The organism is Bradyrhizobium sp. (assembly GCF_027307225.1).
In the GTDB taxonomy this organism is placed as follows: Bacteria; Pseudomonadota; Alphaproteobacteria; order Rhizobiales; family Xanthobacteraceae; genus Bradyrhizobium.
Map to the genome: position 1 here is coordinate 1 of NZ_DAHUXJ010000135.1, position 26,769 is coordinate 26,769.

A 26,769-nucleotide genomic window follows, 5' to 3' on the forward strand; every position below is an offset into this window, starting at 1 on the left:
TTTGTCGGTTGTGAACATCCATTTGATGCGGGCTCGGGTTTTATTTCGCCGTCGTTGCCATGCTGCGATTTCGTTTCGGAGCTTTTTGGGGTCGTCGATGCGGCGGCCGAGACACTGGCGCTGAAGCACGCTGATCTCGCACTCGACCATGTTGAGCCAACTGGCGTGCTTCGGGGTGAAGTGGAACTCGAGGCGGCGCAGGATGCGGCGGGCCTCGGCGGGCGCGAAGGCCTCATACAGCGCCCCAGGCTTGTGGATCGACAAATTGTCCTGCACGACACGGATGCAGGCGGCATCGGGATAATGGACGTCGACGAGTTCGCGCATGCAGTGCGCGTAGTCCACGGCGGCGCGGCGGTCGGTGACTTTGACGTTGCGCCAGCCGCGATGAGGATCGAAGGTGACGAAGAGATTGACGGTGCCGTTGCGGCGGTACTCGTAATCGTAGCGCTCGCGCTGTCCCGGTTGGGCCGGGATCGGCTGGCGCACCTCGCCGATCAGCTGCACGGGGGTCTCGTCAAAGCAGACCAGCGGCCGCTCGGGATCCGGCGCTTCAGCATAGAGATCGAGCACATCTTCCATGCGGGCGACATATTCGCCATCGACATGGGGAATGCACCACATGTCCCTGCGCCATGGCTTGAGGTCGTTCTCGGCCAGCCGGCGACGCACGGTCTCGCCCGACAGGCTGTCGTGATCGGTGAGCTTGACCATCGTGTCGGCCAGCAGCGTCAGCGTCCAGCGTTTGCGACCGGCGGGCGGCTTGGCGCATGCCGTCGCCACCAGCAGGGCCTCTTCCTTGCCGGTCAGCTTGCGTTCTGCGCCCGGACGCGGCTCCTCGCTCAAGGCCCGCTCCAGATTGCCTTCCACGAAGCGGCGCTTGGTCCGGCTGACGGTGGAGAGGCTGACACTCACGGTCCGGGCAATCTCCTCGTCGCGGCGGCCCCTATCGGCCGCCAGCAAAATCTGCGCCCGCTTGAGCTTGCGGGCGGCATGCCTGCCGCCGCCGAGCATCGCCGTCAGTTCATCGCGCTCGGCTTGGCTCAATTCGACCCGATAACGTACATTCATGCTTTGCCTCCTTGTCGGAGGCCGGGACGAATCGATTCATGAGTCAAAAATCAGGCGCGCGCTTCACCGAGAAGCAGGGGCACTACCTCGCTTTCATCCATACCTATTCGTACATGTTCGGACAGCCACCCGCAGAAACCGACATGCAGCGCCACTTCCGCGTCAGCCCGCCTTCGGTCCACCAGATGATCGTCACCCTCGAACGAAACGGCTTCATCCGACGTCAACCCGGCGTCCCCAGAAGCATCGAAATCCTCGTGCCGCCGGAAAACTTGCCGATTCTCGAATGGCTCGGTATCAAAACGTCAAAATCACTGTGATGAACCACTAGTCGCCCCGCGGCTTAAACCGGTGAACCCATGAACGTCGTGGCGATCATCCCGACGATGCAGAAGCCCATCGCGGCGGTCGAGGCCCAGCCCAACCAATAGAGCGGCCCGGTGACGATGAGCTTTCCCATCACCTTGGGTCGGCGCGCCAGCAGCATCAGAATCACCATGACGGGGGCTGCGAGCACGCCATTGACGACGGCGCTCCAGTACAAGGCCTGAATCGGATCGAGCGGCGTGAAGTTCAAGCCGATACCGCAGAGGCCCGAGAAGCCGAGCACGGAATAGAACGCGACGGCCTCCCTGGGCTTGCGCGAGAGGCCCACTTTCCAGCGGCGGCCTTCGCTGATGGCGTACGCCGTCGCCCCGGCAAGGACGGGGACGGCCAAAAGCCCGGTCCCGATGATTCCCAATGCGAAGATGAGTTCCGCGAGGGGGCCTGCGATCGGTCTTAGCGCCTCCGCGGCCTGGGCGGAGCTTTGGATGTCGGTCTTGCCATTCGCATGAAGCGTCGCGGCCGTCGTAAAAATGATCGACAGCCCGATCAGGTTCGAGCACGCCATGCCGATCAGCGTGTCCAGCCGAATCCGACGATATTCCTTCGGCGCTTTGGACGGCTCCTGCTTGAGTGGTCTCTTGTCGGGGTCGATCCGCTGCTCCTCGGCTTCCTGCGAGGACTGCCAGATGAAGAGATAGGGCGATATCGTGGTGCCGAGGATGGCCACAAGCGTGGTGAGGAACGCGGCGTCCAGGCTCAGACGCGGAATGAGCGCGCCCTTCAATGCTTCCATCGGCGGCACTTTGACGACCGCGAGCGCGATCACGTAGGCAAACAGGCTGAGTGTCAGCCACTTCAGCACGGATACATAGCGCTGATAGTCGAAAAAGATTTGGGCAAGGATGGAGATTGCTCCGAAGAACACCACGTAGCCGATCGCAGGGCCGCCGATGATGAGCCTCAAGGCGTCGCCCATCGCGCCGAGATCGGCGGCGATGTTGATGCTATTGGCAATGAAGAGCAGGAGCACCAGGCCCCAGATGTAGACCGGACCGAAGTTGCGGCAGACGTTGCCGGCGATGCCATGGCCGGTAACGCGCCCGATGCGCGCCGAGATCTCCTGTATAGCCGTCATGAGCGGATACGTCAGCAGCATGGTCCACCCCACGCCGAAGCCGAGCTGGGCGCCGGCCTGGCTGTAGGTGCCGATGCCGGACGGATCGTCGTCGGAGGCGCCGGTTATCAGACCGGGACCCAAAGTGGAGAAGAAACGCCGCAGCCGGAAACTGGCCCGCTTCTGAACTTTTGGTTGGAGCGTCGCATCCATCGTGCGTTCCGCACTCCAAAAAGGCCGCGGCGGAATGCCGGGCCTGCGCCCTCGGAGTGGTCTGGATTTTCTCAACGTCTGAAAAGGGTTCCGGGTCCTCCTGCCGGCAGCGGCAGGGCCGATTGAGCGGGACGGGAATGCCGCTCCGGCAGCGGCATCACTTGTTCAAGGGGACGCCCTTGGTGGTGAAGCGCTGCATCCTGCCGCCGCGCACGGGCCGCCGCGTGCCGGCGGCTTTGCCGGTGCCGGGCGGCTGGTAGGACGGCACGAGCTGGTCGGGGCGCGAGCCGATCAGGTCGGCGCGGCCCATCTGCTTCAGCGCTTCGCGCAGGATCGGCCAGTTGTCGGGGTCGTGATAGCGCAGGAATGCCTTGTGCAGCCTTCGCTGCTTCAGCCCCTTGATGGCCTCAACCTTGTCGCTGCCACCGTGCCGCACGCCGCGCAGCGGGTTGACGCCGGTATGGTACATGGCGGTCGCGGTCGCCATCGGCGAGGGCAGGAATGTCTGCACCTGATCGGCGCGGTAGCGGTTCTTCTTAAGCCAGAGCGCGAGGTTCATCATGTCCTCGTCGGTCGTGCCCGGATGCGCGGCGATGAAATACGGGATCAGGTAGTATTTCTTGCCGGCCTGTTTTGCCGCAGCTTCGAACATCTGCTTGAAGCGGTCATATGCGCCGATCCCCGGTTTCATCATCTTGTCGAGCGGGCCGCGTTCGGTGTGCTCGGGGGCGATCTTCAAGTAGCCGCCGACGTGATGGGTGACGAGCTCCTTGACGTATTCCGGGCTCTTGACCGCAAGATCGTAGCGCACGCCGGAAGCGACCATCACCCGCTTGACGCCCTTGACCTCGCGCACCTTGCGATAGAGACGGATCAGATCGTCGTGCGAGGTGTTGAGGTTCTCGCAGATGTCAGGGAAGACGCATGACAGCCGGCGGCACAGCGCCTCGACCTTTGGGTCCTTGCACGCCATCCGGTACATGTTGGCGGTCGGCCCGCCGATGTCGGAGATGACGCCGGTGAAACCCGGCGTGCGGTCGCGAATGCGCTCGATCTCGCGCAGCACCGAGCCTTCCGAGCGGTTCTGGATGATGCGGCCCTCGTGCTCGGTGATGGAGCAAAACGTGCAGCCGCCGAAGCAGCCGCGCATGATGGTCACCGAGAACTTGATCATCTCCCAGGCCGGGATCTTGGCGTCGCCGTAGGATGGATGCGGCGCGCGGGCATAGGGCAGGTCGTAGACGGCGTCCATCTCGGCGGTGGAGAGCGGGATCGGCGGCGGGTTCAGCCAGAGGTCGCGGTCGCCGTGGCGCTGCACCAGCGGCCGCGCATTGCCGGGATTGCTCTCCCGGTGCAGCACGCGCGAGGCGCGCGCATAGGCCTCACGGTCCTCTTCGACCTGCTCGCACGACGGCAGCCGGATCACCGTGTCGCCGCGCTGGCGCGCCGCGCCTTCATCGGCGGAGTCGAGATCGTCGGCATGCAACTCGGCGTAGTTTTCAGGCACGCGGCGAAACAGCGCGACGCCGCGGATGGAATCGAGGTTGCGCGGCGCTTCGCCCGCGGCGAGCCGGTGCGCGACCTCGACGACGGCACGCTCGGCGTTGCCGTAGAGCAGGAGGTCTGCCTTGGCGTCGGCCAGGATCGAGCGGCGCACCTTCTCGGACCAGTAGTCGAAATGCGCGATGCGCCGTAACGATGCTTCAATGCCGCCAAGCACGATCGAAACGTCCTTGAACGCCTCGCGGCAGCGCTGCGCATAGACCAGGGTGCAGCGGTCCGGCCGCCGGCCGCCTTCGCCACCGGGCGTGTAGGCATCGTCGTGGCGCAACCTGCGGTCCGCCGTGTAGCGGTTCACCATCGAATCCATGTTGCCGCCGGTGACGCCGAAGAACACTTTCGGCTTTCCCAGCGCCTTGAAGGGCTCGGCGGACTGCCAGTCGGGCTGCGCAATGATGCCGACCCTGAAGCCTTGCGCCTCGAGCAGGCGGCCGATGATCGCCATGCCGAAGGAGGGATGATCGACATAGGCGTCGCCCGTCACCAGCACGATATCGCAGGCGTCCCAGCCGAGCGTAGTCATCTCGGCGCGGCTCATCGGCAGGAACGGCGCCGACTTGGGAGAATGTGCCCGGTGGTGCGACCAGGACATCAGGGGCTTTTCGGCGACAGCAAGGGTGTTCATGGCGCCCACACCTAAGCTCCTGGCGTGGCGAATTCAACCCGCCCGGCAGGGCGAGGCCCACAATGGACCCAACAGTACCGCAGGCTCACATGAAGTTCGGCAGCACCTTGGTCCACAGCGCTTCCGTCGACTTCATGAGCTTGTTGTGGGGAACCAGCGCATTGTAGGTGTAGCAGAACAGCCAGTCGACGGGCTGGCGTTTCATGTTGGCCTCGAGCGCGCGCGTCACGGTATCGACCGTGCCGACCAGCGCATAGCCGAGGTCGATCGATTCCTGCGCGGTCGCAAAGCGCTTCGTCTCCGGGTCCATCAGGCCGCGGCGGAATCCAAATGGCTCGAACCATGCCTTGCCGGAGAAACGCCCCGAGTCTTCCCACAACGCGATGGCCTCGTCTTCCGTGTCGGCAATGATGACATCGCGCAACAGGCCCGTGCCTTGCCCGCGCGGTTTTCCGGATACCTCGGCATAGAGGTCGTAGAGCGGCGAGGCGTAGGCGTCGTGCATCGGTGGCAGGATCGCGGTGACGCCCTCGCGCGCGGCCCAGCGAATGGAGCTCGACGACGACGCGAACGGCAGGAACACCGGCGGATGCGGCTTCTGCAACGGCTTCGGTACCACGCCGACCGACGTCAGCATGCCGTTGTCGACGCCCTTGCCGTATTTAGCGGTGGTCTCGAGATCCCAGGGCGTCGCGCCGGCCGGCACCTTCCAGTACTTGCCCTTGAAGGTCAGCATCTCCTCGGTCCAGCATTTCTTGATGATCTGCCAGTTCTCCTCGAACGCCTCGCGGTTGGCCTGATCGATCGCATCGTGATGGTGCGGCAAGGTGCCGGAGATGCCGTGCGTCTGCTGCGCCATGATGTCGACCCAGCGGCGCTGATAGCCACGGGCAAAGCCCGCACAGGCGCGCCCGCCGGTCATGTGATCGAGCATCGCGATGTCCTCGGCGACGCGGATCGGGTTGGCGGCCGGCAGCACGATGCCGAGCTGGCCGACGCGGATGCGCTTTGTTTGCATCGCGAAGTAGAGATCGAGCAACACCGGGTTGTTGGAAACCTCAAAACCCTCGATGTGAAAGTGATGCTCGGTGAAGCTCACCGAATCGTAGCCGAGGTCGTCGGCCAGTTTGACGAGTTCGGTGAGCTCCTTCAGCATGCGCTGGTAAAGTTCGGGCTTTGTCGCAGCCATGCCTGCCTCGATCTCGGCGCGCGAGCCGATGCTCGGCAGGCAAAATATCGATGCTTTCATTTTGCGTTCCTCTCCCCGTCCGTATCCTGTTGTTGGTTCATCGCTGACCGGACGACGGCATCTTAGGCGAGCCATTTGCGATCACCAATACGACGCACGCGCCGGATCGCCGGCGGGACGGGCAGATCAGCCATGATGAACAGGAGCAAACGTTGGCGGGACACTCAACCGTCGCGCGACGATCGCCGGGGGGCCCTGAGCTGTGCGGACAAGCCGGGCTGCAGCCTGGCATAGGACATCTTGCCGCCAAGCTGCTGCGTCAGCAGCATAGCGATCCGCGACCCGAGGCCGGACGGGTCGCCGTCGCCGTCGTGGCCGACGCCATTGTCCACAACGGTCAACTCAATATCCCTTTTCACCGAGAGTTCGATCCTCACTTGACCAGGCCGGCTGTCGGGAAAGGCGTACTTCAGCGTGTTTGTCACCAGTTCATTCGTGATGATGCCGATCGCCAAGGCCTGATTGTGAGGCAGATCGACATCGTCGCTGACCACCTCGAACGCGATCGGCCCGGGAGGCGCCAGAGACAGGAAGATCTTCTCGACAACCCCGCTCAGGAAGTAACGCATGCCGACGAGCCGAGAATCCTGTTTGAGCGAGAGGTGGTCGTAAACCTGCGCCGTGACATGGATCCGTCGCGCGGTCGCTTCGAGCGCTGACGCTACGGCGGGCTCAGCGCTCCTCGCCTGCAGGCGGATCATCGCGCTGAGGACAGCCAGGTTGTTCTTGGTGCGATGGGCCATTTCCTGAAGCAGCACGGACTTGGTCTTGTCCGCGTGCATTACCCGCTTCATCTCGGCGCGCAGGAATTCGGCGACCAACGCCGTGCCGGCAGCCGTAACGATGAAAAGACCGTCCTCGGGAAGATAGACCGAGCCGATGCCCGATCGGTATCCCATATAGATGCTGACGCAGGCGGCGATCGCCGCAGCCGCCAGGCCCGTGCCCCGATTGAAGACCAGACCCGACAGGAAAATGCCCGGCAGCAGCAGGAAATAGCTCGGATATCCGGTCAGCGTCTGCAGCGCCATCTGCAAGATCGCGCAAATCATCATGATCGCGGCGGCAATGCCGTAGCGCAGAGGAACAGGCAGTCGATGCTCAAGTAGCAGCGGGTACAGCTTGTTCATCCGCAATCAACCGCGCGTTGCGGTGTGGTGTTCCAGCGCGGAACTTCGCATTTTCGCTCGGCGGACGGGAACAAATCGTACGGACGGCGCCGGTGCCCGCCGATCCGGGGCGAGCTTTCACCGGCCGCTGTCGACAAAGTTCACGGGCGTGCCCTTTCCGACGCTGGCCGCCACGCGTTCGGCGTCCCAATTCGTCATCCGCACGCAGCCATGGGACTCTGCTCTGGATATCTTGCCGGGCGAGGGCGTGCCGTGGATGCCGTAGCCGTCGCCGGACAGGTTGATCCAGACGACGCCGACCGGATTGTTGGGGCCGGGTTTGATGGTGAAGGGCCTTTTCGAATGCACGCCCTTGAAGTGATAACGCGGATTGTAGCGATAGATCGGGTTCTGGTCGATTTCGGTGACCTTCAACGTGCCCGAAGGCGACGGCTTCTCCTGGCTTCCGACCGTCGCCGGGAAAAATCCGATCAGAGCGTTCGACTTGTCGAACAGCTTGACGGTCTGCCGGCTCTTGTCGACTTCGACGCGGTACGCCTTGGGAGGCGCGGCCTGATCGTCGATCGTGTTGAGGACGACGATGGTGTCGCCGGCGCGATCGAAATGCTCCCTCGGATTAAGCAGCGAGAGCAGCTGCTGGCTCATGTGGAATTTTTCGGCGATCTGTTCTCTTGTGCTGGTGTAGCCAAGCCTGGGGATATGCTTCATCGCCTCCATCTTCGAGGAAAGCTTGCGGAGAAACGGCCCGGCGATATCTTTTTCGGTCACGATGTAATCGGCGAGAACCGGCTGTTGGTCGATCTGAAGCTTTTTCCAGACGTCCTCGGTCACGTTATCCGAACTCGGTAGTTGCTCCGCCTCGGCGAAGGCGCGGAGAGCCTTTTTGGCGTTCGTTCCGAATTTTCCGTCGATCTCGCCGGGCGAAAAGTGCGCGCGATCGAGCAGAACTTCCAGCCGGATGGCAAACGGTGTCGGCTTGTCGTTCGAGATCGTCTTGGCAGGTGGCTCGGCCTTGGTGACCGCGGCCGGATCCATCCTGGCCGCGAACGCTGTACTGGCCGTCATGGCGACAACCAACGCCAGGTAGAAGTGCTTCGCTCTCCCAGCCACCTTCGCGACCCTTCTGCAATCCCGGCCGTGACATGGAACGGGCGCAGCTGCGACCTGTTCCCCGAAAACGAAGATTGAATGCCCCGCATCACCAGCCGGGCGCGATCAGGGTCGGCTTAGACTAAGGAGGACCGGCGCACTCCCGGAACTTCACGGATCGCTTGCGAGTTAGTGACCCCGATAGAGGACACGAGGCTGGGTGCTATGAACGAGATGTCGCAATTGGCCAGCGCGATGGTTACGCTCATCTTCGCGGCGGGAATGCTGATCGCCGGGCAATTGTATATGGACAGCAGGTCTGCAAAGGCCTCCATCATTCCCGTGGCCCGGCCATCCTCACCTCAGAATCCGAACAGGGAAGGCCTGGTTACTTCTGTCAAAACGTCGCACGCTTTTCAGTCCACTCAATTTCGCGGTCGTCGCCAGCAATGAGACTGATATACAGGTTCGCTCCGCTTGCACCCGAAAGGCGGCCGCAGGATCCAGGGTTGGACGGCAGCGGCCTGCGCTTTGAAACGATGGATCATGGCGGCGAATATCCCGACCAGATGCCGCAAGCCATCCGCCTGACCGACGCCGAGGGCCGCTCGTGCATCTACGTGCCGGTCATGCAGAACGGCAGGGTCGTCGACTGTCTGGGACATATGGAAGATGCAGAGGACGATTGAATCGTCCGTCTTTGCCCGATGCGGTGGCCCGGCGACGCGGCGATCGATCAGGCCGCCTTCACGTCCTCGACGAAGCCGATGACCGCCTGCCAGAGCCGGTCGGCCTGGCCGGTCAGCTCGTTGGAATTTTCCAGCGCGATGCGGGCATGCTGATCGGTTTCCGCCGCGGCCTCGAGCACGCCGGCGATGTTGCTGGAAACCTCATCGGTACCCGCCGCCGCCTGCTGGACGTTGCGCGCGATCTCGGCCGTCGCGGCACCCTGTTCCTCGACCGCGCTCGCGGTCGTGGTCGCGATCTGGTTGATCTCCATGATGACGGATTCGATGCCCTTGATCGCGGTCGCGGCTTCCTTGGTCTCGCCCTGGATCGACGAAATCTGGGCGGCGATATCCTCGGTCGCGCGCGCGGTCTGGGCCGCGAGGTTCTTGACCTCCGAGGCGACGACGGCAAAGCCTCTGCCGGCATCGCCGGCGCGCGCGGCTTCGATCGTCGCGTTGAGCGCCAGCAGGTTGGTTTGTGCAGCGATGCTGTTGATCAAGTTGATCACCTCGCCGATGCGGTCGGCCGCCTGCGACAGGCCTTCCATCGTCGCCGTGGTCCGGCTCGCCTGCTCGGCAGCGCGGCGTGCGACGTTGGCCGAGTTTTGCGCCTGCTGCCCGATCTCGCGGATCGAGGCCGACAATTCCTCGGCCGCAGAGGCGACGGTCTGAACGTTGGCCGAAGCCTGCCCCGATGCGCTGGCGACGGCGCCCGACTGGGACTTGGTCCGGTCGGCAGCGCCGCTCATGGTCGCGGCGCCGTTGTGCATCCGCTGCGCCGACTGCTTCACGGCGTCGGCAATGTCCTTGACCGCATGCTCGAGCCGCGAGGCAAGTTCTCTCAAGCCCGCCTTGCGATCCTGCTCGGTCTGCGCCGCGAGGCGGTTCTTCTCCGATTCGACCTCGGCCATGCGAATCGCGTTGTCTTTGAAGATGCTGACGGCGCGCGCCATGTTGCCGATCTGGTCGGCCCGCTCGGCGCCTTCGATTTCCACCCTCAGATCGCCGTCGGCGAGCTGCGACATGGTGCGGGTCATCCGCTTGATGAGCGTCGAGATCGAGATCGTGATGAGAACGGTGAGGATGACGGCAAGCACGCCGACGGTTACTGCGGCAATCGAGCCGGCCGTCGAGGCCTCTTCGGCAATCCTGGCCGCGGTCGAAACGGCTTCGCTGCGGCGGGCCTGATATTCGCTGCGCAGAACTTCGGCATCCTCACCAAGCTTGATGCCGGTTTTGACTTGAGCCGCATGAACCTGCTCGGTCGAAGCTGCCGAGCCGACCAACTGATCGGAGGAAGCCAGCATTTTTTCGACCTGCGGCGGCATCGCCGCGATGATCTTGGCGAGCGCCGGATCGGCCGGCGGCAACGTCTTCACCAGCGCCAGTTCCCTGCCGACCCGTTCCCGTTCGGCGGTGACGATGTCAAGGTCGCCGGCAGAGGGGGCTCCGGCGTAGCGATAGGCGACGGCGCGAAGCGCCTCGACCGCCTGTTCGAGCCGCTGGGCTGCGGGCAGCGCCGCTTCGCGCGCTGTCCCGAGTTCGAGGGTCACGGTTGTCAGCGTATTCGTAAGGCGGATGCTGCTTGCATTCATGGCCTGAAGCGCGGCCTGGCGCTTCTTGATTTCGTCGTCGAGCTTGCTGAACGCGGTATGGTATTCGGAAAGGCCGCTGCGCAGCACATCGCCGCGCGGACCGACGGCTTCGCGCACGGCGTCGATCGATTTGTCGAGCGGCTCGAAAGCCGCGAGCGTCTTCTTGCGGTCGGTGGCCGAGCCGGAGCGGAAATAATCGACGCTGATGCGGCGCAGCAGCAGAAGGTGGCGGCTGAAATTGCCGACGGTGTCGGTCGCCAGCGACGCACGCGCGATGTGAGTGACGTTGTCCCGCACGTCGCGAATCCGGGCGTTGTAGAAGATCGAGGTGCCTGCACTGAGCACCATCAAGAGTCCGAAGCCGCCGATCAGGCGACCATTCAGGCTGATGCGGTTCGCGATAGACAGTAAGGACATTGATTTTCTCATTTGCCGAACGCGCGAATGGCGTCGATCTTGTCTTTGCCGAACTGCTTCTGGAACTGGCCTTCAAGGCCGGCGAGCGAAGCCACGAAGGCCGGGCGGTCGATATCTTCGACCACTTTCATGCCGCGGTGACGCAACTCCTCGAGGCCGCTCTTCTCGGCGCGGTCGAGATAGACACGGCTGGCCTTGCTTCCCGCGAGACCGGCGGCGCGCAGCGTCAATCGATCCTCTGGCGAGATGCGCTCAAAAATCTGTTTCGAGATGAGGAAGGCGGCCGGCGAGTAAACATGCCCGGTCAAACACAGATAGTGCTGAACCCGGTCGAAATTTGTCGCCACGATGGTCGCGATCGGGTTTTCCTGGGCCTGGAACGAGCCCGACGACAGCGCCGCGTAAAGATCGGGAAACGGCAGGGAATGCACATCGGCGCCGATCGCCTTGAAGCTCTCCACCATCACCTCGGATTGCGGCACGCGGAGCTTGAGGTTCTTGAGGTCTTCGGGCCGACGGACGGCCCGGTCAAAGGTGGTGAGATGGCGCAGGCCGTTTTCACCCCAGGCGAGGCCGATGAGGCCCTTTGGTTCGAGCCGCGCCAGCGCCGCTTTGCCGATCTCGCCGTCCATCACGGCGCGGGCATGGGCAAGGTCGCGAAACAGGAAGGGGATGTCGAAGATGCTGAGTTCGGGCGCGATCGCCGTGAAGACCGCGGAGGACGTGAAGGTCATGTCGAGCGTGCCGGCAGCGGCATCCTGGCACATTTCCAGCTCGCCGCCGGTTTCGCCTGCCGGGTAGAGCTCGACCCTCAACCGGCCGCCGCAATTGTGCTCGATGTAGGTGGCGAATTCCAGCGCGCCGGCGCCGAATTGAGAGTCCCTTGGGTTGATGAAGCCCATCCGCAATACCTGCGGCTGGATCGCCGACCAGGCGCGCCGGCTCGAAAAGCCCGTAGCCATGGCGGCCGCAGCGGCTCCCGCAAGGAAGCGCCGTCGTCCTATCTTGTCACGCATGTCTTTGCCCCGCCCGCAATCAAAATTGCCGCGCGGCGTAATAGACGGCGTCAGGGTAAATAAACCGATAACGCGCGGAAAACGCGAGGCAATCGAACAAGAAGCGGGGTCGGGCCGGATCGGGGCTGGCGTCCGGCGAGGCGGGCTTGGTCTACGCCACCATGTCCTTGCGCGTGGGGATGGCGTTCAGGTCGAGCTGCGAGATCGGCACCGGGCGGCCGAACAGATAGCCTTGCACGAGGTCTACGCCTGCGGTGCGCATGTATTCCAGCTGTTCCTCGGTCTCGACTCCCTCGGCGGTCGTCACGGTTCCGAGACCTTGCGCCAGCGCGAGCGTCGAGGCCACGACCGCCTTGCAGTCGCGACGATTGAGGACGCCCTGCGTGAACGACTTGTCGATCTTGATCTTGTCGAACGGAAAATTCGCCAGATAGTTCACGGAAGAATATCCGGTGCCGAAGTCGTCGAGCGCCATGGAGATCCCGAGATTCTTGACCTGACGGATGGTGGTCAGATGGGCTTCCTGGTTCTCGAGAAGAGAGGTTTCGGTGATCTCGAGCTCCAGCCGCTCGGGCGGGAGACCGGTCTCCATCAGCGTCCGCAGGATGACCTCGAACAGGTTACCCTTCTTGAATTGGATGGCCGAGATATTGACCGCGAGCTTGACATGGGCCGGCCATGACGCCGCGTCGGCGCAGGCGCGTCGCAGGATCCATTCGCCGAGAGGGCCGATGAGGCCGGTCGTCTCCGCAAGCGGAATGAACCTGTCGGGCGAAACAAGACCCTTGGTCGGATGCCGCCACCGGACCAGAGCCTCGAGGCCGCACAGCGCGCGCGTCTTTGCGTTCATCACCGGCTGATAGAACAGTTCGAAGTCCTGCCGCTCGATCGCCTCCCGCAGTTCGCTTTCCGCCGTAAGCTGCGTGTGGGCGACCTCGAGAAGTTCGCTCCGGAAGAAGCGGTAGTCGTTCCGGCCGTTGGACTTCGCATCGTAGAGCGCAAGGTCGGCGCGCTTGAGCAGGCCCTCGGGATCGGTCTCCTGTTCGGGCGCGAGCACAATACCGATGCTGGTCCCGAGGCTCGTCCAGTTGCCGCTGAGGTCGAACGGCTTCGAAATGGCATGGATGATCTTGAGCGCGAGCGCAATCGCTCCTTCGTGCTGGTCGGGTCCGCCTTCCTGGATCACGGCAAACTCGTCGCCGCCCAATCGCGCCACCACGTCGGTTTCGCGGACGGTCGACTTCAACCGTCTTCCAACCTCGATCAGCAACTGGTCGCCGGCCGGATGCCCGAAAGTGTCGTTGACGACCTTGAACCTGTCGAGGTCGGCCATCATGACCGTGACGGTGCCTCGGCTGCGCTTCATCCGCTTGCAGGCGTCTTCGAGCCTCGCATTGAACTCGGCGCGGTTGGCAAGCCCGGTCAGCGGGTCGTGGCGCGCCAGATGAACGATCTCCGCCTCCGCCCGCCGCCGCTCGGTGATATCTTCGTGCGTCGCGAGCCAGCCGCCGTCATCCATCGGCTGCCGGCTGACAAGGATAAAGCGTCCATCGGAGAATTCGTCGATACGGTTTGAAGCCGCGTCCTTCGGAAGTTGATTGAGCGAGGCGATCTTCCGGCTGGCGTTGGTCTCTCCCTTGAGAAGGCCGCGGGAGATTCGATCGGCAATGATCGCATCGTGCGGCGTGCCGACCTTCAGGAGTTCGGGCGGCAGCTGATAAAGTTTCGCATAGCGTTCGTTCCAGACGACGAGGCGCTTCTCGCCGTCGAACATGCAAAGCCCCTGAGCCATGTTGCTCAAGGCTGCGTCGAACTGCATGTTGATGCGCGACAGTTCGCTGGACTGCTGCAGAATCTCGTTTTCCTGGCGCGAACGTTCGGTGATGTCTTCGTGGGTGGCAACCCAGCCGCCGTCCGGCAGCGGACGGTGCTTGATCTGAAATGAACGTCCGTCGCCGGAGCGCAGCGTGACGGTCTCTCCGCGGGCGGCCTGTTGCATAATCTGGTCGCAGTACTTGTCGATGTCGACTTCGATCAGTCCGACCTGGTTTCGATGAGCGATCAGATCACGGAGATGGCAACCGGGTTTCACCACATCGGACGACAAGGCGTACATCTCGAGATAGCGCTGGTTGCAGACGACAAGCCGCCGGTGCTGATCGAACAGCGTCAGGCCCTGCACCATGTTCTCGACCGCGGTGTCGAGGCGCTGCTTTTCCAGGTTAACCCGGCGCTGTGCCCCCTGATGTTGCCAGGTGAGGCGTCGCACGATCAGCATGGTCGTGATCGCGACAACGATCGCCGAGAGAATAGCGGCAATCACCAGGAACCTGGTCTGTGCTCGCCAGTCGGCGAGGGATGAAGCGACCGTCGTGGTCGCCACGATCGAAAGCGGAAATTGCGACAGGCTCTGGATGGCGACCAGGCGCTCGGCGCCGTCGACGGGGCTGAACAACCGCGTCGTACCGTGGTCGAGGCTGAGCAGGGAGGCCGCCTGTGGCGTCGAGCTCGCCTTGAAATCCCTACCCATGAACTCGTCGGCATGCGGGTAGCGCGCCAGCAAGGTCCCGTCACGATGATGCATCGAAATCGTGGCTTCTTTTCCGAGCGCGACGGCGGAAAAGAATTTTTCCAATTTTGCCGGCGCAATGGCCCGCGAAACCACGCCCAGAAAGGTGCCGTCCGGCGCAGCGACCTTGCGGGTGAGAAGGATTTTCCACACGCCCGTAAAGCGGCTGAGCACCAGTTCGATCTGCGGCTTGGCGACGTCGGTGCTGGACTTGAGTGCCTTGAAATAGGCGCGGTCGTCAATCCTGATGCGAGGAACAGTCGTCGTTTCCGATGAATTGATCAGGACGCCGTCCGCATCATAGATGTTGAGGCCCGCGACCTTCGAGGTACGGCTGACCTTTTCCACCAGCTTCATCTGCATCTCGGACGTGGACATCCGCCGTTTGAAATCGTCCGGAGACGCGACGCCGTACTGATGGACGAGGTCGATGATGTCGACGAGGGGGATTTCGGCGTCGTTCAGTTGCTGGTCGAAATGACGGGCAAGCAGCACGACGGTATTTTCCAGTTCGCGTTTGCTGCTTTGAATCGCATGATCGCGGAAGTTGAAGACCATCATCGCGGTCCCGACCGCGATGGCTGCAATCAGCAGGATGCCGCAAACGACAAGCCAGAGGATCGGATCGCGACGGCCGGACGACTCACCGTCGGCAAAAGCGCCGACGTTGGCCCGGTCCCTTCCGCCGGCCGGTTTGTCTCCAATCCGCATTGTTTCCGCTCCCCGTCGCAAAAGGATACAGTCCGAGCGTGGAGCGGCCGTTAGTAAGATCGGTTATCAAAGCGTTAATATGGGAACCCGGCCACGAGGGGCACGATGCCGAACCGAATCTGGAGGCGCGGCGTCATTATCGGCGCCGGGATCGGAGGTCTGGCGGCGGCTCGGGCGGTCTCGCCCTACCTTGAACAAGTCACCGTGCTTGAACGCGACGACCTCCCCAATGAGCCCGCGCCACGCACCGGGACGCCGCAGGATCGGCACATTCACGGCTTGCTTCCTGGAGGCTTCGAGGCGCTGGACAGGTTGTTTCCGAATTTCCGCGCGGATCTGGAGCGGGCGGGGGCAGTCAAGGCGCGGGGTGGCCGTGATGTCTGGATGGAGCGAGCCGGATTCGATCCCTTTCCGCAGCGAGATCTTGGATATGACATGTTTGGCCTATCGCGGCCCCTGCTCGAGCACATTTGCCGTCGCCGCCTGGCACAGGAGTTCAATGTTGAGCTGCGACCTTGCTCGCGAGTGACTGAACTCGTCGCTTCCCCCGATCAAGGCGCGGTCGTCGGCGTCTCCTTCAAAGGCGAAGGGGGCCGTATCGAGACGATCGCAGCGGACCTGGTGGTGGACGCGTCCGGACGCGCGGCGCCGACGCTGGCGCTGCTCGCAAAGGTCGGGCACGCGAAGCCGGAGGTGCTAGAGATCGGCATCGACCTGGCTTACTCCACCGCTCTGTTCGAAATACCCGACGACGCTCGGTCGCAATGGGTCGGGATCATGCATTTGCCGAATGTCCCGGACAGCACGCGCGCGGGCTTTCTCTTCCCGATCGAAAATCACCGGTGGCTCGTCGCGCTCGCTGGCATGCATGGCGTCGTTCCTCCGAGCGACATCGAAGGATTTTTAGCTTTCGCAAGGACGCTGCGAACGCCGACCCTGTATGATGCGATCAAGGGCGCGCACATTGTTGGCAATATCGCGCGCTACAGCTTCCCTGGCAGCGTTCGCCATCGATTCGACAAGCTCGAACGGTTCCCATCTGGCCTGATTCCGATCGCCGATTCGATCTGCCGGTTCAATCCGATCTTCGGGCAGGGAATGAGCGTGGCCGCTCAGGAAGCGGTCGCGCTCGGGAGGCTCCTCGAGAGGAGGCTCGAGCTTTCTGACCCGTTGGATGGCCTTGCGCAGGCATTTCTGTCGAGCATCCAGCAACTGCTCGAATCGCCCTGGGCCATCGCAGAGACGGATTTCGCCTACGTACAGACGCGCGGCGCCCGGCCGCCGGATTTGGCGCGCAGGCTGCGCCGTGCGGCGGCGCTGATCCAATTGGCGGCACAGGACGAAGCGGTCCACAAAGTTGTCTTCGAGGTGCGCAGCCTACTGAAGCCGCATTCTGCTTTGCGGGAGCCGTGGCTGGAGTCCAGGGTGAGGGCCGTGGTGGAATCCGTTGGAGGCAACTGACGAGGCAAGACGGTGTCCCTCGACGGCGCCGTTGGAACACGCGGATGAAAGCGTCCCGCCTGTTCGTCACGCCTGGAGAAGGGCGTAGGCGTCCCGCAAGTCCTTAAGGTCGAACCCTTCTTGGAAGCGGCCGTAGACCTCGGCGAGCCTCTGTTTGGCTTTCGCCGCCTTGTCTTCGCCTGACCAGAGCCGGCAGAGTTCTGCGGCGGCTCTAAGCTCAAGCAACTTTGCGCCCTGCTGGCCGGCGACGGCAAGTGCCCGCTCGAAATAATCCTCGGCAAGTCTCCGACGCTCGTCTTCCGGCGCTCGAGCGGTGTCTTGAAGCATGAGCCTGCCCTTGTGCCGATAGAGCTCGGCCTCATACCAGCGCTCGCCGGAATTGCGAACTGCGGCCTCTGCTTCATCCAGCAAACGGAACGCCTGCTTCAACTCGCCGATCATGGCCAGCGCCTCCGCCATCAGAGCGAGATAGTACGGCCGCATAATGCCAGCCCCTGTGGCCTGATAGCCCGCGACGCCCTGGCGCATCAGCGCGATGCCCTCGTCGACCTTGTTGCCGGCGGTCAGCGCCCAGCCGCGCAAGATCGTCCCAATCAGCTGCCAGAACACGAACTCACGCTCGGCAGAGATCGCGATTGCCGCGTCTGCGTCTTTTTCGGCGGCGCCTGCGTTCTGACTGAGCTGATGGATCCATGCCGAGAAGTCGAGCGCGGCAGCCAGACTGTAGGGATGCGACAATTCCTGCGCTAGCGCCAAGGCCTCGTCATTTCTCTTGAGCGCCTGCTCGGGAAGCCCCAGGAACCAAAGACAGAAGGCGGCCTGCGACCGACAGACCACGCCGGGATCCTGCCCATAGGCGAAGGCCAGGGGCGCGTGCTTCTCGCGGTCGTAGATATCGATCCCCTGATCGAGCTCGCTCAGCGCCGATTCAAACTGTCCTAGATTCGTCAGCGAGACCCCCAGCGCATGGTGGGCCAGAATGAGGAGGTCCGTGTCGTTCACGGCCCCCGCTATGCGGCGGCACTGGTGAGCCAACTCGTGGGCTTTCCCGTGTTCCGCACAGGCGATGTAGAAAACCCATAGTCCCCACAGGACGGGAAACAGCTGGGGAGCATCTCCGGAAAGTTTGCATATCTCATGCGCGCGCTCGTAGACTTTTCCCACCTCGGGGGACGCAAAGCCCCTGGTCGCAATGAGAGGTGTCCCGAGCGCGAGCTGTAGCGCGAGCTCCCGCTGAAGCCGCTCCGGGCTCTCCGGCAAAGTCAGGAGCTGTTCTTGTGCCTTGGTCAGGTGAGCGATCGCTTCGAGATTCGCCGACCGCCGCATCGCGTTCGCCGCCGCCGCTTGCCAGTAGGGAAGCGCCGCGTCCTTGAGATCCGCACCGGTGTAATGGTGCGCCACAAGCTCCGGCTGGGCTTCGACGATTTCCGGAAACCGCGCCTTCAACGTCTCGGCGACCTTGCGGTGATGCTCCTTCCGCTTGCTCCTCACCAGTGACTGATAAGCCGCCTCTTGAATCAGCGCATGTTTGAATCGATAGCTCGGTGACGAGGCGACGCTCTGATCGAAGAGAAGCTCCGCCGCGACGAGCTTCCTCAACTCAGCGTTCAGCCACTCTTCGCCGCCGGACATCACCTCGCGCAGCAGCTTTGCCGAAAATTCGGAGCCAAGCACGGAAGCGATCTGCGCGACCTGTTTGGCCTGGCCTAAGCGATCGAGCCTCGCCGTCAGCATGTCCCGCAGCGTCGCGGGGATATCGCGCCGGGGCGGGCTTGCACTTCCTCGCTCGATCAGAACCTTGGTCAACTCTTCGATGAAGAGCGGGACGCCCTCGGTCCGGTCGATGATTTCTTCGACGGTTGAGTTCGAGAGCGCCCTGTCCCGGGTCAGGTTCGCTATCATCTCCGCGCTTCCACCTCGCGACAGGCGGTCAAGTCTGACGTGCTCCACGTAAGGCCGCCCGTGCCACGGAGGCGTGAATTCGGGTCGGAACGTCACTGCGAGCAGAAGCGGAAGGTTCGGCGCACGATCCACCAGAAGGCTCAAAAGCTCGAGCGACGTCGGGTCGATCCAGTGAACGTCTTCGAACACCATCAGCGTCGGCTGACGGGCAAGCCCTTCGAGCTGCGCTATCAAGGCCTGCAGTGTTTTCTCGCGCCTCTTCTGCGGACTGAGGTCGAGAGGCGGGAATCGGCCCTCAGTGCAAATCGAAAGAAGCTCCGCGATCAGGGGCATAACCTCGTCGACGTTGACCAACGCTCGGCTGAGCGTCGCCTCTAGCTTGTTGAGCTTTTGCTCGGGCATGTCGTCATGTTCAATTCTGGCCGCCCTTTGGAGCTGCCCGATGACGGGGTAGAGCGCGCTCCCCTGGCGATGCGGTGCACAGAACACCCTCACTTCAAGATGCGGCTTGTCCTTGAGCCGGTCGAGCAGACCCTGAACCAGGCGCGACTTTCCGATGCCGGGCTCGCTGGAGATCAGCAAGACACGACCATTTCCCGCCTTGGCCTTCTCCCAGCACCCGACCATTAAGTCGGTCTCTTGTTCTCGGCCGACCAGCGGTGTATCCGGGGTACGCAGCGCCCTGAAACGGTTGACGGTTTCGGCCGATTTGATGACCCGCCAGGTTTCAATCGGCATCGCGAAGCCTTTGAGTCGCCTGGCATCGACCGGGGCGTATTCGAAAAGGTCCCTGACCAGTTGCCGGGTTTCGCCGCTGATCACGACAGTGTTCGGCTCGGCGCAAGTCTGAAGGCGAGCCGCGAGGTTGGGCGTTTCGCCCACCACGTCGTGACTCTGCTCCGTGCCGGCGCCGAACAGGTCTCCGATCAGGACCAGGCCGCTTGCAATGCCAACCCGCACTTGCAGTGGCCGTCCGATGTCGTCACGAAGCTGCCCGACGTTTTCGACCAGGCCGAGCCCCGCATTCACCGCGCGTTCGGCGTCGTCCTCGCTTGCCCGCGGGTATCCGAAATAGGCAAGCACGCCGTCGCCCAGATATCGCGCGACGAAGCCGCCCGTCTCTGTGAGAACGCGCACGCAGCATTTGCGATATCGCGACATGATTTCGTTAAGCGCTTCCGGATCGAGACGGGTGGAAAGTGCGGTCGATCCGACCAAGTCGCAGAAAAGAATTGTCAAGTGCCGGCGCTCGGCATCGCCCTGAAGCTGAAACGACTCCCGATGCGGGTAAGCCTGCGCGACGGCGCTCAGCAATCTTTTGCGTTCGGCAGGCGGGATCCCCAATTTCTCGAGATCCTGCTCGGAGAGGCTGGAGAGGGCGGAAACATCGATCCCGCTTTCGTGGAGACCGGCTGCATACTCAGCCAGGCCGATCGACCTCAGGAAGTCTGCGATCGTGGTCACGACGCCCTCCAATTCTCGACCAAGCGGTCAAGCGATCGGAACTTGTTTACTTGTTGACCCGACGAGAATACCGATTGGCGCCATTTTGCATCGTCTCGCGTCCATTTTCCAGCAAAACCCGGCGCCGCAACGTTCGTCGCCTGCGTGAGGAGTAGCGCCGCTTAGCAAATTTGTTTCTAGTACCGCCGATCTGAAGTCCGTGCACCACAAGCGGCGCACTCGATCAGGGACTTCAGATCGACAAAGCGGTACTAGAATCAATAAGTTTGCTAGTGCCCACGACTTTCCGAAGTTCGTGAAGGTGGGTGCTGCGATGGAGCACGAACTTCGGAAAGCGGGCACTAGGGATCGAGCTGAGCCGCTCGTCGCAATCAGTCAAGCGGGGTCACGGTTCAGGACGGAATCTCGGCTGCCGGCAAAGCCGGCTGAGACTGAGGTTATCTTTCGCGGCCCTTCGCGAAGCTGATCATCGCATAACGGAGGCCGCCGTGCGCCAATCCGTCGCGGACCAGGGCGTGCGCCCGGCGCGAAGCCGAATAGCGCGCTGCGGTTTCTCCGCTCGCAGCGGCGCCGTCAGACTCCAGGTCGATGAGCGCGAGCGTCGTCGTCCAGAAGTGCACGGTCTGTTCCGTCACGTCGACGACCGAGCCCATCTTCAACCCGCTTTCGCGCGCCGCCGCGAAATATTCGTCGATAGTGCCGATCCGGGTATGCCAGTGGCTATTGAACAAATCCGCGTATTTTGGATCTTCGAGAAAACAATCGATAATGAAGATCGAGCCTCCCGGCCTCAGCAACGAGGCCGTGCGACCCAGCCAGTCTCTGCGCGGAAGGTATCCGGAGCTGTCGATCGCGACCGCGGCGTCGAAGCGGTTCTCACCAGGCAGGTCGGCTGCGTCGCAGATGAGCGGTGTGACCTGATGGCTGACCCCGGCCTCCATCGAGAAACGCGTCACCCACTCCTTGTGGGATGGTACACAGGTGACCGCCGTTACCTGCGCTCCGAATTCCTTGGCCCAAAAAATCGAGCCGCCGCCGAGGCCGCAGCCGACATCGAGGATCTCGCCGCTCAGTTCACTGGACGCATCCCACACTTCGGCCGCGCGCCGAAGCATAAGCTCCTGCCCGTCGACGAGCGCGCGGCGCAACACCGGGATCGTAGCGCCTTCCGACGGCGCATCGTCCACGAGGCCCGTATGATAGTGGACGCACGGACCGGGACCGTACCGCGTCAGGATCGATTGAGTCTTCTGATGAAAATACGCGATTACGTCCTGAAGGAACGCTGGGGGCACACAGTTCAATCCCAATGTTCGGGTAGAGCATCAATTCTACGCAGCTGACAGGCTGCCCAGAAGAGAGCTACCGACAAATGGCCTAGTAGAACAAGACGCAGAGACCGTTAAGTTCTAATCACCCACCAAGTGTTGGGCCCAAATAACGGTCAGCAAGAAACCTTTCGCGGGGGAAAATTGGAAAGCGTAATTGATCGATACTTTTACGTGATGGCTGGCCTTATGAGTCCATAGCGCGACCCCCTGCACCGCCAACGGATAAACGCTTGGAAACCAGGTAATTTCATTGGTCGGATCGAACTGTAGATCGGCCGGAGTACCCGTGCTTATACTTTTAAAATACGCAATGACATTCGCCTTGCCCACTGTATAGCCGGGTTGGCTCAAGTTGTAGGCTACAACATCATTATCAAGATAGTTTCCGTATGTAGGCCAGTCGTTTTTGTTGAAGGCATCAGTGGCGTTATTGAACGTTCCCAATACGCCCTGTACCTGCGCAGCTGTACTGGTAATTTGCGCGGCTGTTAATACCATTGCTTTCTCCACCTAATTATTTTGTTCGTCGCAATTACAAACAAGATATTTGGCGGGCGCGGTTCGCGTCGATCACCGAACCCAGCACCACAGCATAAGCCTCAAAAGCCAACTCTTGGAAGGTAACTGGGCTGGTCGAAGCACTTTGTTTACCGGCCGTCAGGTCAGCATCCTTGACCTGGCGTGCCAGTTAGCGGGTTTCCCGTCTCGGTTGGTTGATGCAGATCAATGGTCTGCTTTGAATGCGGCGTCGTGTCGTCGACCGATTCCGCCGCTAATAGCCTTCCGCGAGCCCGGTGCCGCGGCGGGGATCGTTCGCGCCGTAATATTTGTTTCGCGCGACCGGCTTTCCGCCAAGGCTCGGCGCGCCGACGATGATGGCGGCGAGGTGATTGGCCGGCAGTGAATCGCTGAAGCGATATCCCATGCCTTCCAGGATGCGGCGGGTGTCGGGTGAAATTGCGTACGGCTCGACGCTCGTCACGTCCGGCAGCCACTGGTGATGGATGCGCGGGGCGTCGACGGCTTCCTGAATGTTCATGCCGAAGTCGACGACGTTAAGGATGGTTTGCAATACCGCCGTGATGATACGCCTCCCGCCCGGCGTGCCGAGAACGAGCACCGGCTTGCCATCCCTGGTGAGGATCGTCGGGCTCATCGAACTCAAGGGAATCTTGCCGGGCGCCACGGCGTTCGCGTCGCCCGGCACAACCCCATAGGCGTTGAGCCGGCCCGGGTCCGGCGTGAAATCGTCCATCTCGTCGTTCATCAGCACCCCTGTGCCGGCGGCGACGACTTTCGCGCCGAACCAGTCATTCAGCGTGTAGGTCAGCGAGACGGCGTTGCCGTCATGGTCGATAATTGAAAAGTGCGTGGTGTGAGAGCCTTCATGGGCGATCGCCTCCTTGCCGAGTTCGCTGGAGATGCCGGCCTTGTCGGCAGCGATGGAATCGCGGATTTTGGCCGCATAGTTCTTGTCGATCAGCCGTGTCACCGGATTTTTGACGAAGGCCGGATCGCCGAGCAGGGTGTTGCGATCGGCATAGGCGTGACGCATCGCCTCGATCTCGTCATGCAGCACCTGCGCGGAGCCCCAGCCGAGCTGGTGGAGCGGATATCCCTCCAGAATGTTCAGCATCTCGCACAACGTCGTACCGCCCGAGCTCGGTGGCGGCGCCGAGATCACATGATAGCCGCGATAGTCGCATTCCAGCGGCGCCAGTTCGCGCGTCCTGTAGCTTGCGAGATCCTCTTCGCTGATGATTCCGCTGCCCGCGCGGCTCGCTTTGACGATGGCGGCTGCGGTCTTGCCGCGATAGAAGCCATCCGTGCCGTGCGCTTTGATCAGGCGCAACGTGTCGGCGAGCTCCGGTTGAACCAGTTTTTGGCCAGCCACAAAGGGCTGGTCCTTGTTGAGGAAAATCCTGGCAGTTGACGGAAATTTCCTGAAATCGTCGGTCGCCGTCGCCAGCATATCGACATCGCCCTGGTCGAGCGTGTATCCATCGTCGGCCAGTTCGATCGCGGGTCGGAGCAATGCGGCCCGCGACATCGTTCCGTATTTCCGGCGCGCATATTCCAGGCCCGACACGGTGCCGGGGATGCCGACGGCAAGCCAGCCGACCGTGCTCAGGCCTTTGACGATCTTTCCGTCGTTGTCGAGATACATGTCGCGGGTCGCCGCCCGCGGCGCCTTCTCGCGAAAGTCGAGGAATGTCTTGCGACCGTCGGCAAAGCGGATGGTCATGAAGCCGCCGCCACCCAGATTGCCGGCGGCGGGATAGACCACGGCGAGCGCGTACCCGACCGCGACCGCGGCATCGACCGCGTTGCCGCCACGCTTGAGAACGTTGACCCCGACGTCGGTTGCCAGGTGTTGCGCCGTGACCACCATGCCCCTTTCGGCGGCCACCGGCCGCATCGAGGCGGCATGGATGGTGGGAACCAAAACCGTCGACCACAGGCAGGTCAGCAGGAGGAAGGCCGCCGTCAACCTGCCAAAGGCGAGGTCAAATTGATCTGATCGGGTTTTCAACTTGAGCCTCGAAGCGCGCAATGACTTGGCCTCTCCGATTGGGTATCTTACCATCTCGCTACTAGAGCTCCGATTCCGAAGTTCGCAAGTTACTGAGGCGACCTCCGATGCGAAGTTCGGAATCAAAGGAGCTCTAGCAAAATTTGGCTTCTAGTGCCCATTTTCCGAAGTTCGTGCTCCATCGCAGCGCCCACTTTCACGAACTTCGGAAAGTCATGGGCACTAGCAAACTTATTGATTCTAGTACCGCTTTATCGATCTGAAGTCCCTGATCGAATTCGCCGCTTGTGGTGCAGGGACTTCAGATCGGCGGTACTAGTGCGGCTTTTGAATTTGAAGTTCCTATAACGAACTCGCGGCGAAGCTGATAGGAACTTCAAATTCGCCGCACTAGCAGGGTCGAATGAAGGTTCTGACGACTTTTAGCAAGGTTTATCTTCGAATGCTCTTAGTGATCCGATTCTAACATTCGCTCCCCCATTCTCAGCGGGCACTTTTGCGAATGTTAGAATCAAAGGATCACCAACATCTATGGGATTCTAGTGGAGCTTGGGATTTGACATTCGCTTTCATGTTTGCTGCTGGGTGGGGAACGAATGTCAAATCCGCTCTACTAGTGCGCCGCTTTGCCGCTGCCACGGCGTTCTCGCTGATCACAGCCGGACTTTTCCAGATTTCGCCAGCCGCTGCCGCATCCGACGCTTGCGCCGATGTGACCGTCCTGCCGGCCCCGTTCTCGCCCTGGACCGGCGCAGCGCTGCGGGTGATGGTGATCGCCGGGAAGCCGCTGGCGGGCACGCTGTCGCTGATTGCGCCCGATGGCAGCGTCGCGGCCAGGTCGGCTGACCGGCACGAAGGCCCGCCTTTTTCCTGGTTTGCCGAAGTCGCGCACCCCGCCGCCGGCTCCTGGCGCGCGACGCTGGAAGGCACGCCCGCTGGTTGCGCACCCGTGAGCCGCGACATCACGGTGGCGGCGCGTAGACCGGAGCCTTTCCGGATTCCTGCGGGAATGATCTGGCCGACGCGCAACAACTGGAACAGCACCAGCGAAGCGTTGTTCTCGGCATGGATCGAAAAGTTGTTCGACGCGCCGCCCGACGAGGATCTGAACTGGAAGGTCTGGTACGAAGTGCTGCGCGATCCCAAGCGCAATTTTCTCTCCAACTATCTCGGCCGCAACGAGGACGTCACGCAAACCGGCCTTCGCCCGGACTGCGCCGATTTCGTCTATTTCCTGCGCGCCTATTTCGCCTTCAAGATGGGGCTGCCATTCGGCTATTCGAGTTGCTCGCGCGGCGGTGGTGGCAGGCCTCCCAGGTGCGGCGAGTGGTTCGATGTCGAGCATCCCGAAGTGACGCGTCCGCCTCCGCCGCCCGATCAGGTGGCGGCCGCCCAGGCCGCTGAGGCGCCGCCGCCACCGCCGCCACCGGCGCGAACATCGAGCTTGCTGCGGCTGTTCGGCCAATCCGATGCGCCGGCAGAGCAACCCGCTGCCGCCTTGTCTGCAATGCCGCCGCCGCCAAAGCCGCAGCGTCCGACCAATTTCGCCCAATATCTGCGCGATGTCGGCGACGTGGTTCATACCGGGGCGGTGCGCGCCGGCGACGACAGGGCCGATTTCTACACCGTGCCGCTGACCAGGGAGGCGCTGCGCCCGGGCACGGTCTATGCCGATCCATACGGTCATGTGCTGATGCTGGTGCGCCGGGTGCCGGAAGTGAAGGGAACGCCGGGCGTATTCCTGGCCGTCGATGCCGAACCCGACGGGTCGATCACGCGCAAGCGTTTCTGGCGCGGCAATTTCCTCTTCGTGCACGAGCCGGCGCTCGGCACGCCGGGCTTCAAGCATTTTCGTCCGATCCTGCGCGATAAGAACGGTCCGCTGCATCGGCCGAGCAACGCCGAGATCAACAGGAATCCGCAATTTGCGGACTTCTCGGCCGAGCAGTCACAGATGCCGGCCGAAGATTTTTACGACCGCATGGACGACGTCATGTCGCCCGAGCCGCTCGACCCGGTGCGCGCGATGGAAGATGCGATCGCAAGCCTCAGCGAGCAGATCAGGACGCGCGTCACCGCGGTGGAAAACGGTCGCAAATTCCAGATCAAGCAGCGCGGCGACACCTCGATGCCGGAGGGCGCCTCGATCTTCCAGGCGAGCGGCGCCTGGGAGGATTTCTCGACGCCGGCACGCGATCTACGTCTGTTGATCGCGATCGACGTCGTGCGGAATTTTCCCGCTCGTTTCGCGCGCCGCGCGGATCGCTACGCTCTACCGCCGGGCAAGAGCGTTACTGAGGTGAAGAACGAGTTGCAGGCGGCGCTCGCTTCGGAACTCGCCTCGCGCAAGGTCACGTACACCCGCAGCGACGGTTCGCAGTGGACGCTGTCGGTCAAGGACGTCGTCGATCGCGCAACCGATCTCGAGATGGCCTATAATCCGAACGACTGCGTCGAGCTTCGCTGGGGCGCGGCCGAGAACAGCGATGAGGCCTCGACATGCCGGCGCCATGCGCCACGGGCGCAGCGCACCCGGATGTCGAATTACCGCCCCTGGTTCCGCGACCGGCACTGGCCATCGCATACGTAAGCGGCAGGGCCTGTTTCATCGGAAAAGCCGGATAGTTTCGAGGCTGCCGATGCGTTCCGCGCCTTACCAGGCTC

At 62.4% G+C, this 26,769-nt stretch carries 18 protein-coding genes; 5 read left to right on the top strand and 13 right to left on the bottom strand.

What is annotated here, in order from left to right; translation table 11 throughout:
- On the bottom strand, nt 1-1,071 hold a 1,071-nt coding region (locus M6D32_RS22470), incomplete at its 3' end, for an IS630 family transposase (RefSeq protein ID WP_298260379.1).
- Between the two features lie 38 nt (nt 1,072-1,109).
- On the opposite strand from M6D32_RS22470, the gene M6D32_RS22475 reads away from it, so the two are divergent.
- Complete coding sequence (locus M6D32_RS22475; RefSeq protein WP_298260381.1) at nt 1,110-1,391, top strand: helix-turn-helix domain-containing protein; 282 nt, start codon at nt 1,110-1,112, stop codon at nt 1,389-1,391.
- A 23-nt stretch (nt 1,392-1,414) separates the two neighbouring features.
- On the opposite strand, the gene M6D32_RS22480 is transcribed toward M6D32_RS22475, so the two are convergent.
- The 5 genes from M6D32_RS22480 to M6D32_RS22500 all read right to left on the bottom strand — a co-directional run bounded on the left by M6D32_RS22480 (nt 1,415) and on the right by M6D32_RS22500 (nt 8,354).
- Nucleotides 1,415-2,725 (bottom strand): divalent metal cation transporter, encoded by a 1,311-nt coding sequence (locus M6D32_RS22480; RefSeq protein WP_298260383.1) that lies wholly within the window; start codon nt 2,723-2,725, stop codon nt 1,415-1,417.
- Between the two features lie 157 nt (nt 2,726-2,882).
- Nucleotides 2,883-4,910 carry a YgiQ family radical SAM protein gene (locus M6D32_RS22485; RefSeq protein ID WP_298260385.1) on the bottom strand — a complete coding sequence of 676 codons (2,028 nt, stop codon included), beginning with the start codon at nt 4,908-4,910 and terminating at the stop codon, nt 2,883-2,885.
- A gap of 85 nt (nt 4,911-4,995) precedes the next feature.
- Complete coding sequence (locus M6D32_RS22490) at nt 4,996-6,159, bottom strand: LLM class flavin-dependent oxidoreductase (RefSeq protein ID WP_298260387.1); 1,164 nt, start codon at nt 6,157-6,159, stop codon at nt 4,996-4,998.
- A 164-nt stretch (nt 6,160-6,323) separates the two neighbouring features.
- A complete protein-coding gene (locus tag M6D32_RS22495; RefSeq protein WP_298260389.1) occupies nt 6,324-7,289 on the bottom strand; it encodes a sensor histidine kinase in 966 nt (321 codons plus the stop codon).
- 117 nt (nt 7,290-7,406) lie between these two features.
- Nucleotides 7,407-8,354, bottom strand: a complete 948-nt coding sequence (locus M6D32_RS22500) for a L,D-transpeptidase family protein (RefSeq protein WP_298260391.1) — start codon at nt 8,352-8,354, stop codon at nt 7,407-7,409.
- A 249-nt stretch (nt 8,355-8,603) separates the two neighbouring features.
- Here M6D32_RS22500 and M6D32_RS22505 point away from each other — a divergent pair, with 249 nt between their 5' ends.
- Nucleotides 8,604-8,831: a hypothetical protein gene (locus M6D32_RS22505; RefSeq protein ID WP_298260393.1), complete on the top strand. Its 228-nt coding sequence runs from the start codon at nt 8,604-8,606 to the stop codon at nt 8,829-8,831.
- Between the two features lie 56 nt (nt 8,832-8,887).
- Nucleotides 8,888-9,067: a hypothetical protein gene (locus tag M6D32_RS22510; protein ID WP_298260395.1), complete on the top strand. Its 180-nt coding sequence runs from the start codon at nt 8,888-8,890 to the stop codon at nt 9,065-9,067.
- Nucleotides 9,068-9,114: 47 nt separating this feature from the next.
- On the opposite strand, the gene M6D32_RS22515 is transcribed toward M6D32_RS22510, so the two are convergent.
- The 3 genes from M6D32_RS22515 to M6D32_RS22525 form a co-directional block, all read right to left on the bottom strand.
- Nucleotides 9,115-11,118, bottom strand: a complete 2,004-nt coding sequence (locus M6D32_RS22515) for a methyl-accepting chemotaxis protein (protein ID WP_298260397.1) — start codon at nt 11,116-11,118, stop codon at nt 9,115-9,117.
- Nucleotides 11,119-11,126: 8 nt separating this feature from the next.
- Nucleotides 11,127-12,134 (bottom strand): TRAP transporter substrate-binding protein DctP, encoded by a 1,008-nt coding sequence (gene dctP / locus M6D32_RS22520; protein ID WP_298260399.1) that lies wholly within the window; start codon nt 12,132-12,134, stop codon nt 11,127-11,129.
- Between the two features lie 151 nt (nt 12,135-12,285).
- On the bottom strand, nt 12,286-15,414 hold the full coding sequence (locus tag M6D32_RS22525; RefSeq protein WP_298260401.1) for an EAL domain-containing protein: 3,129 nt from the start codon (nt 15,412-15,414) through the stop codon (nt 12,286-12,288).
- Between the two features lie 105 nt (nt 15,415-15,519).
- On the opposite strand from M6D32_RS22525, the gene M6D32_RS22530 reads away from it, so the two are divergent.
- Nucleotides 15,520-16,875 (top strand): squalene monooxygenase, encoded by a 1,356-nt coding sequence (locus M6D32_RS22530; RefSeq protein ID WP_298260403.1) that lies wholly within the window; start codon nt 15,520-15,522, stop codon nt 16,873-16,875.
- Nucleotides 16,876-16,941: 66 nt separating this feature from the next.
- On the opposite strand, the gene M6D32_RS22535 is transcribed toward M6D32_RS22530, so the two are convergent.
- The 4 genes from M6D32_RS22535 to ggt all read right to left on the bottom strand — a co-directional run bounded on the left by M6D32_RS22535 (nt 16,942) and on the right by ggt (nt 23,991).
- The gene (locus tag M6D32_RS22535; protein ID WP_298260405.1) at nt 16,942-20,241 is read right to left on the bottom strand and encodes an adenylate/guanylate cyclase domain-containing protein; all 3,300 of its coding nucleotides are present in this window, start codon (nt 20,239-20,241) and stop codon (nt 16,942-16,944) included.
- Between the two features lie 437 nt (nt 20,242-20,678).
- Complete coding sequence (locus M6D32_RS22540; protein WP_298260407.1) at nt 20,679-21,389, bottom strand: methyltransferase domain-containing protein; 711 nt, start codon at nt 21,387-21,389, stop codon at nt 20,679-20,681.
- 261 nt (nt 21,390-21,650) lie between these two features.
- Nucleotides 21,651-22,070, bottom strand: coding sequence for a hypothetical protein (locus tag M6D32_RS22545; RefSeq protein ID WP_298260409.1), 420 nt, complete (start codon nt 22,068-22,070; stop codon nt 21,651-21,653).
- Between the two features lie 274 nt (nt 22,071-22,344).
- Nucleotides 22,345-23,991, bottom strand: coding sequence for a gamma-glutamyltransferase (ggt, locus tag M6D32_RS22550; protein WP_298260446.1), 1,647 nt, complete (start codon nt 23,989-23,991; stop codon nt 22,345-22,347).
- A 685-nt stretch (nt 23,992-24,676) separates the two neighbouring features.
- Here ggt and M6D32_RS22555 point away from each other — a divergent pair.
- Nucleotides 24,677-26,695: a hypothetical protein gene (locus M6D32_RS22555; RefSeq protein ID WP_298260411.1), complete on the top strand. Its 2,019-nt coding sequence runs from the start codon at nt 24,677-24,679 to the stop codon at nt 26,693-26,695.
- The last annotated feature ends 74 nt before the right edge of the window (nt 26,696-26,769 follow it).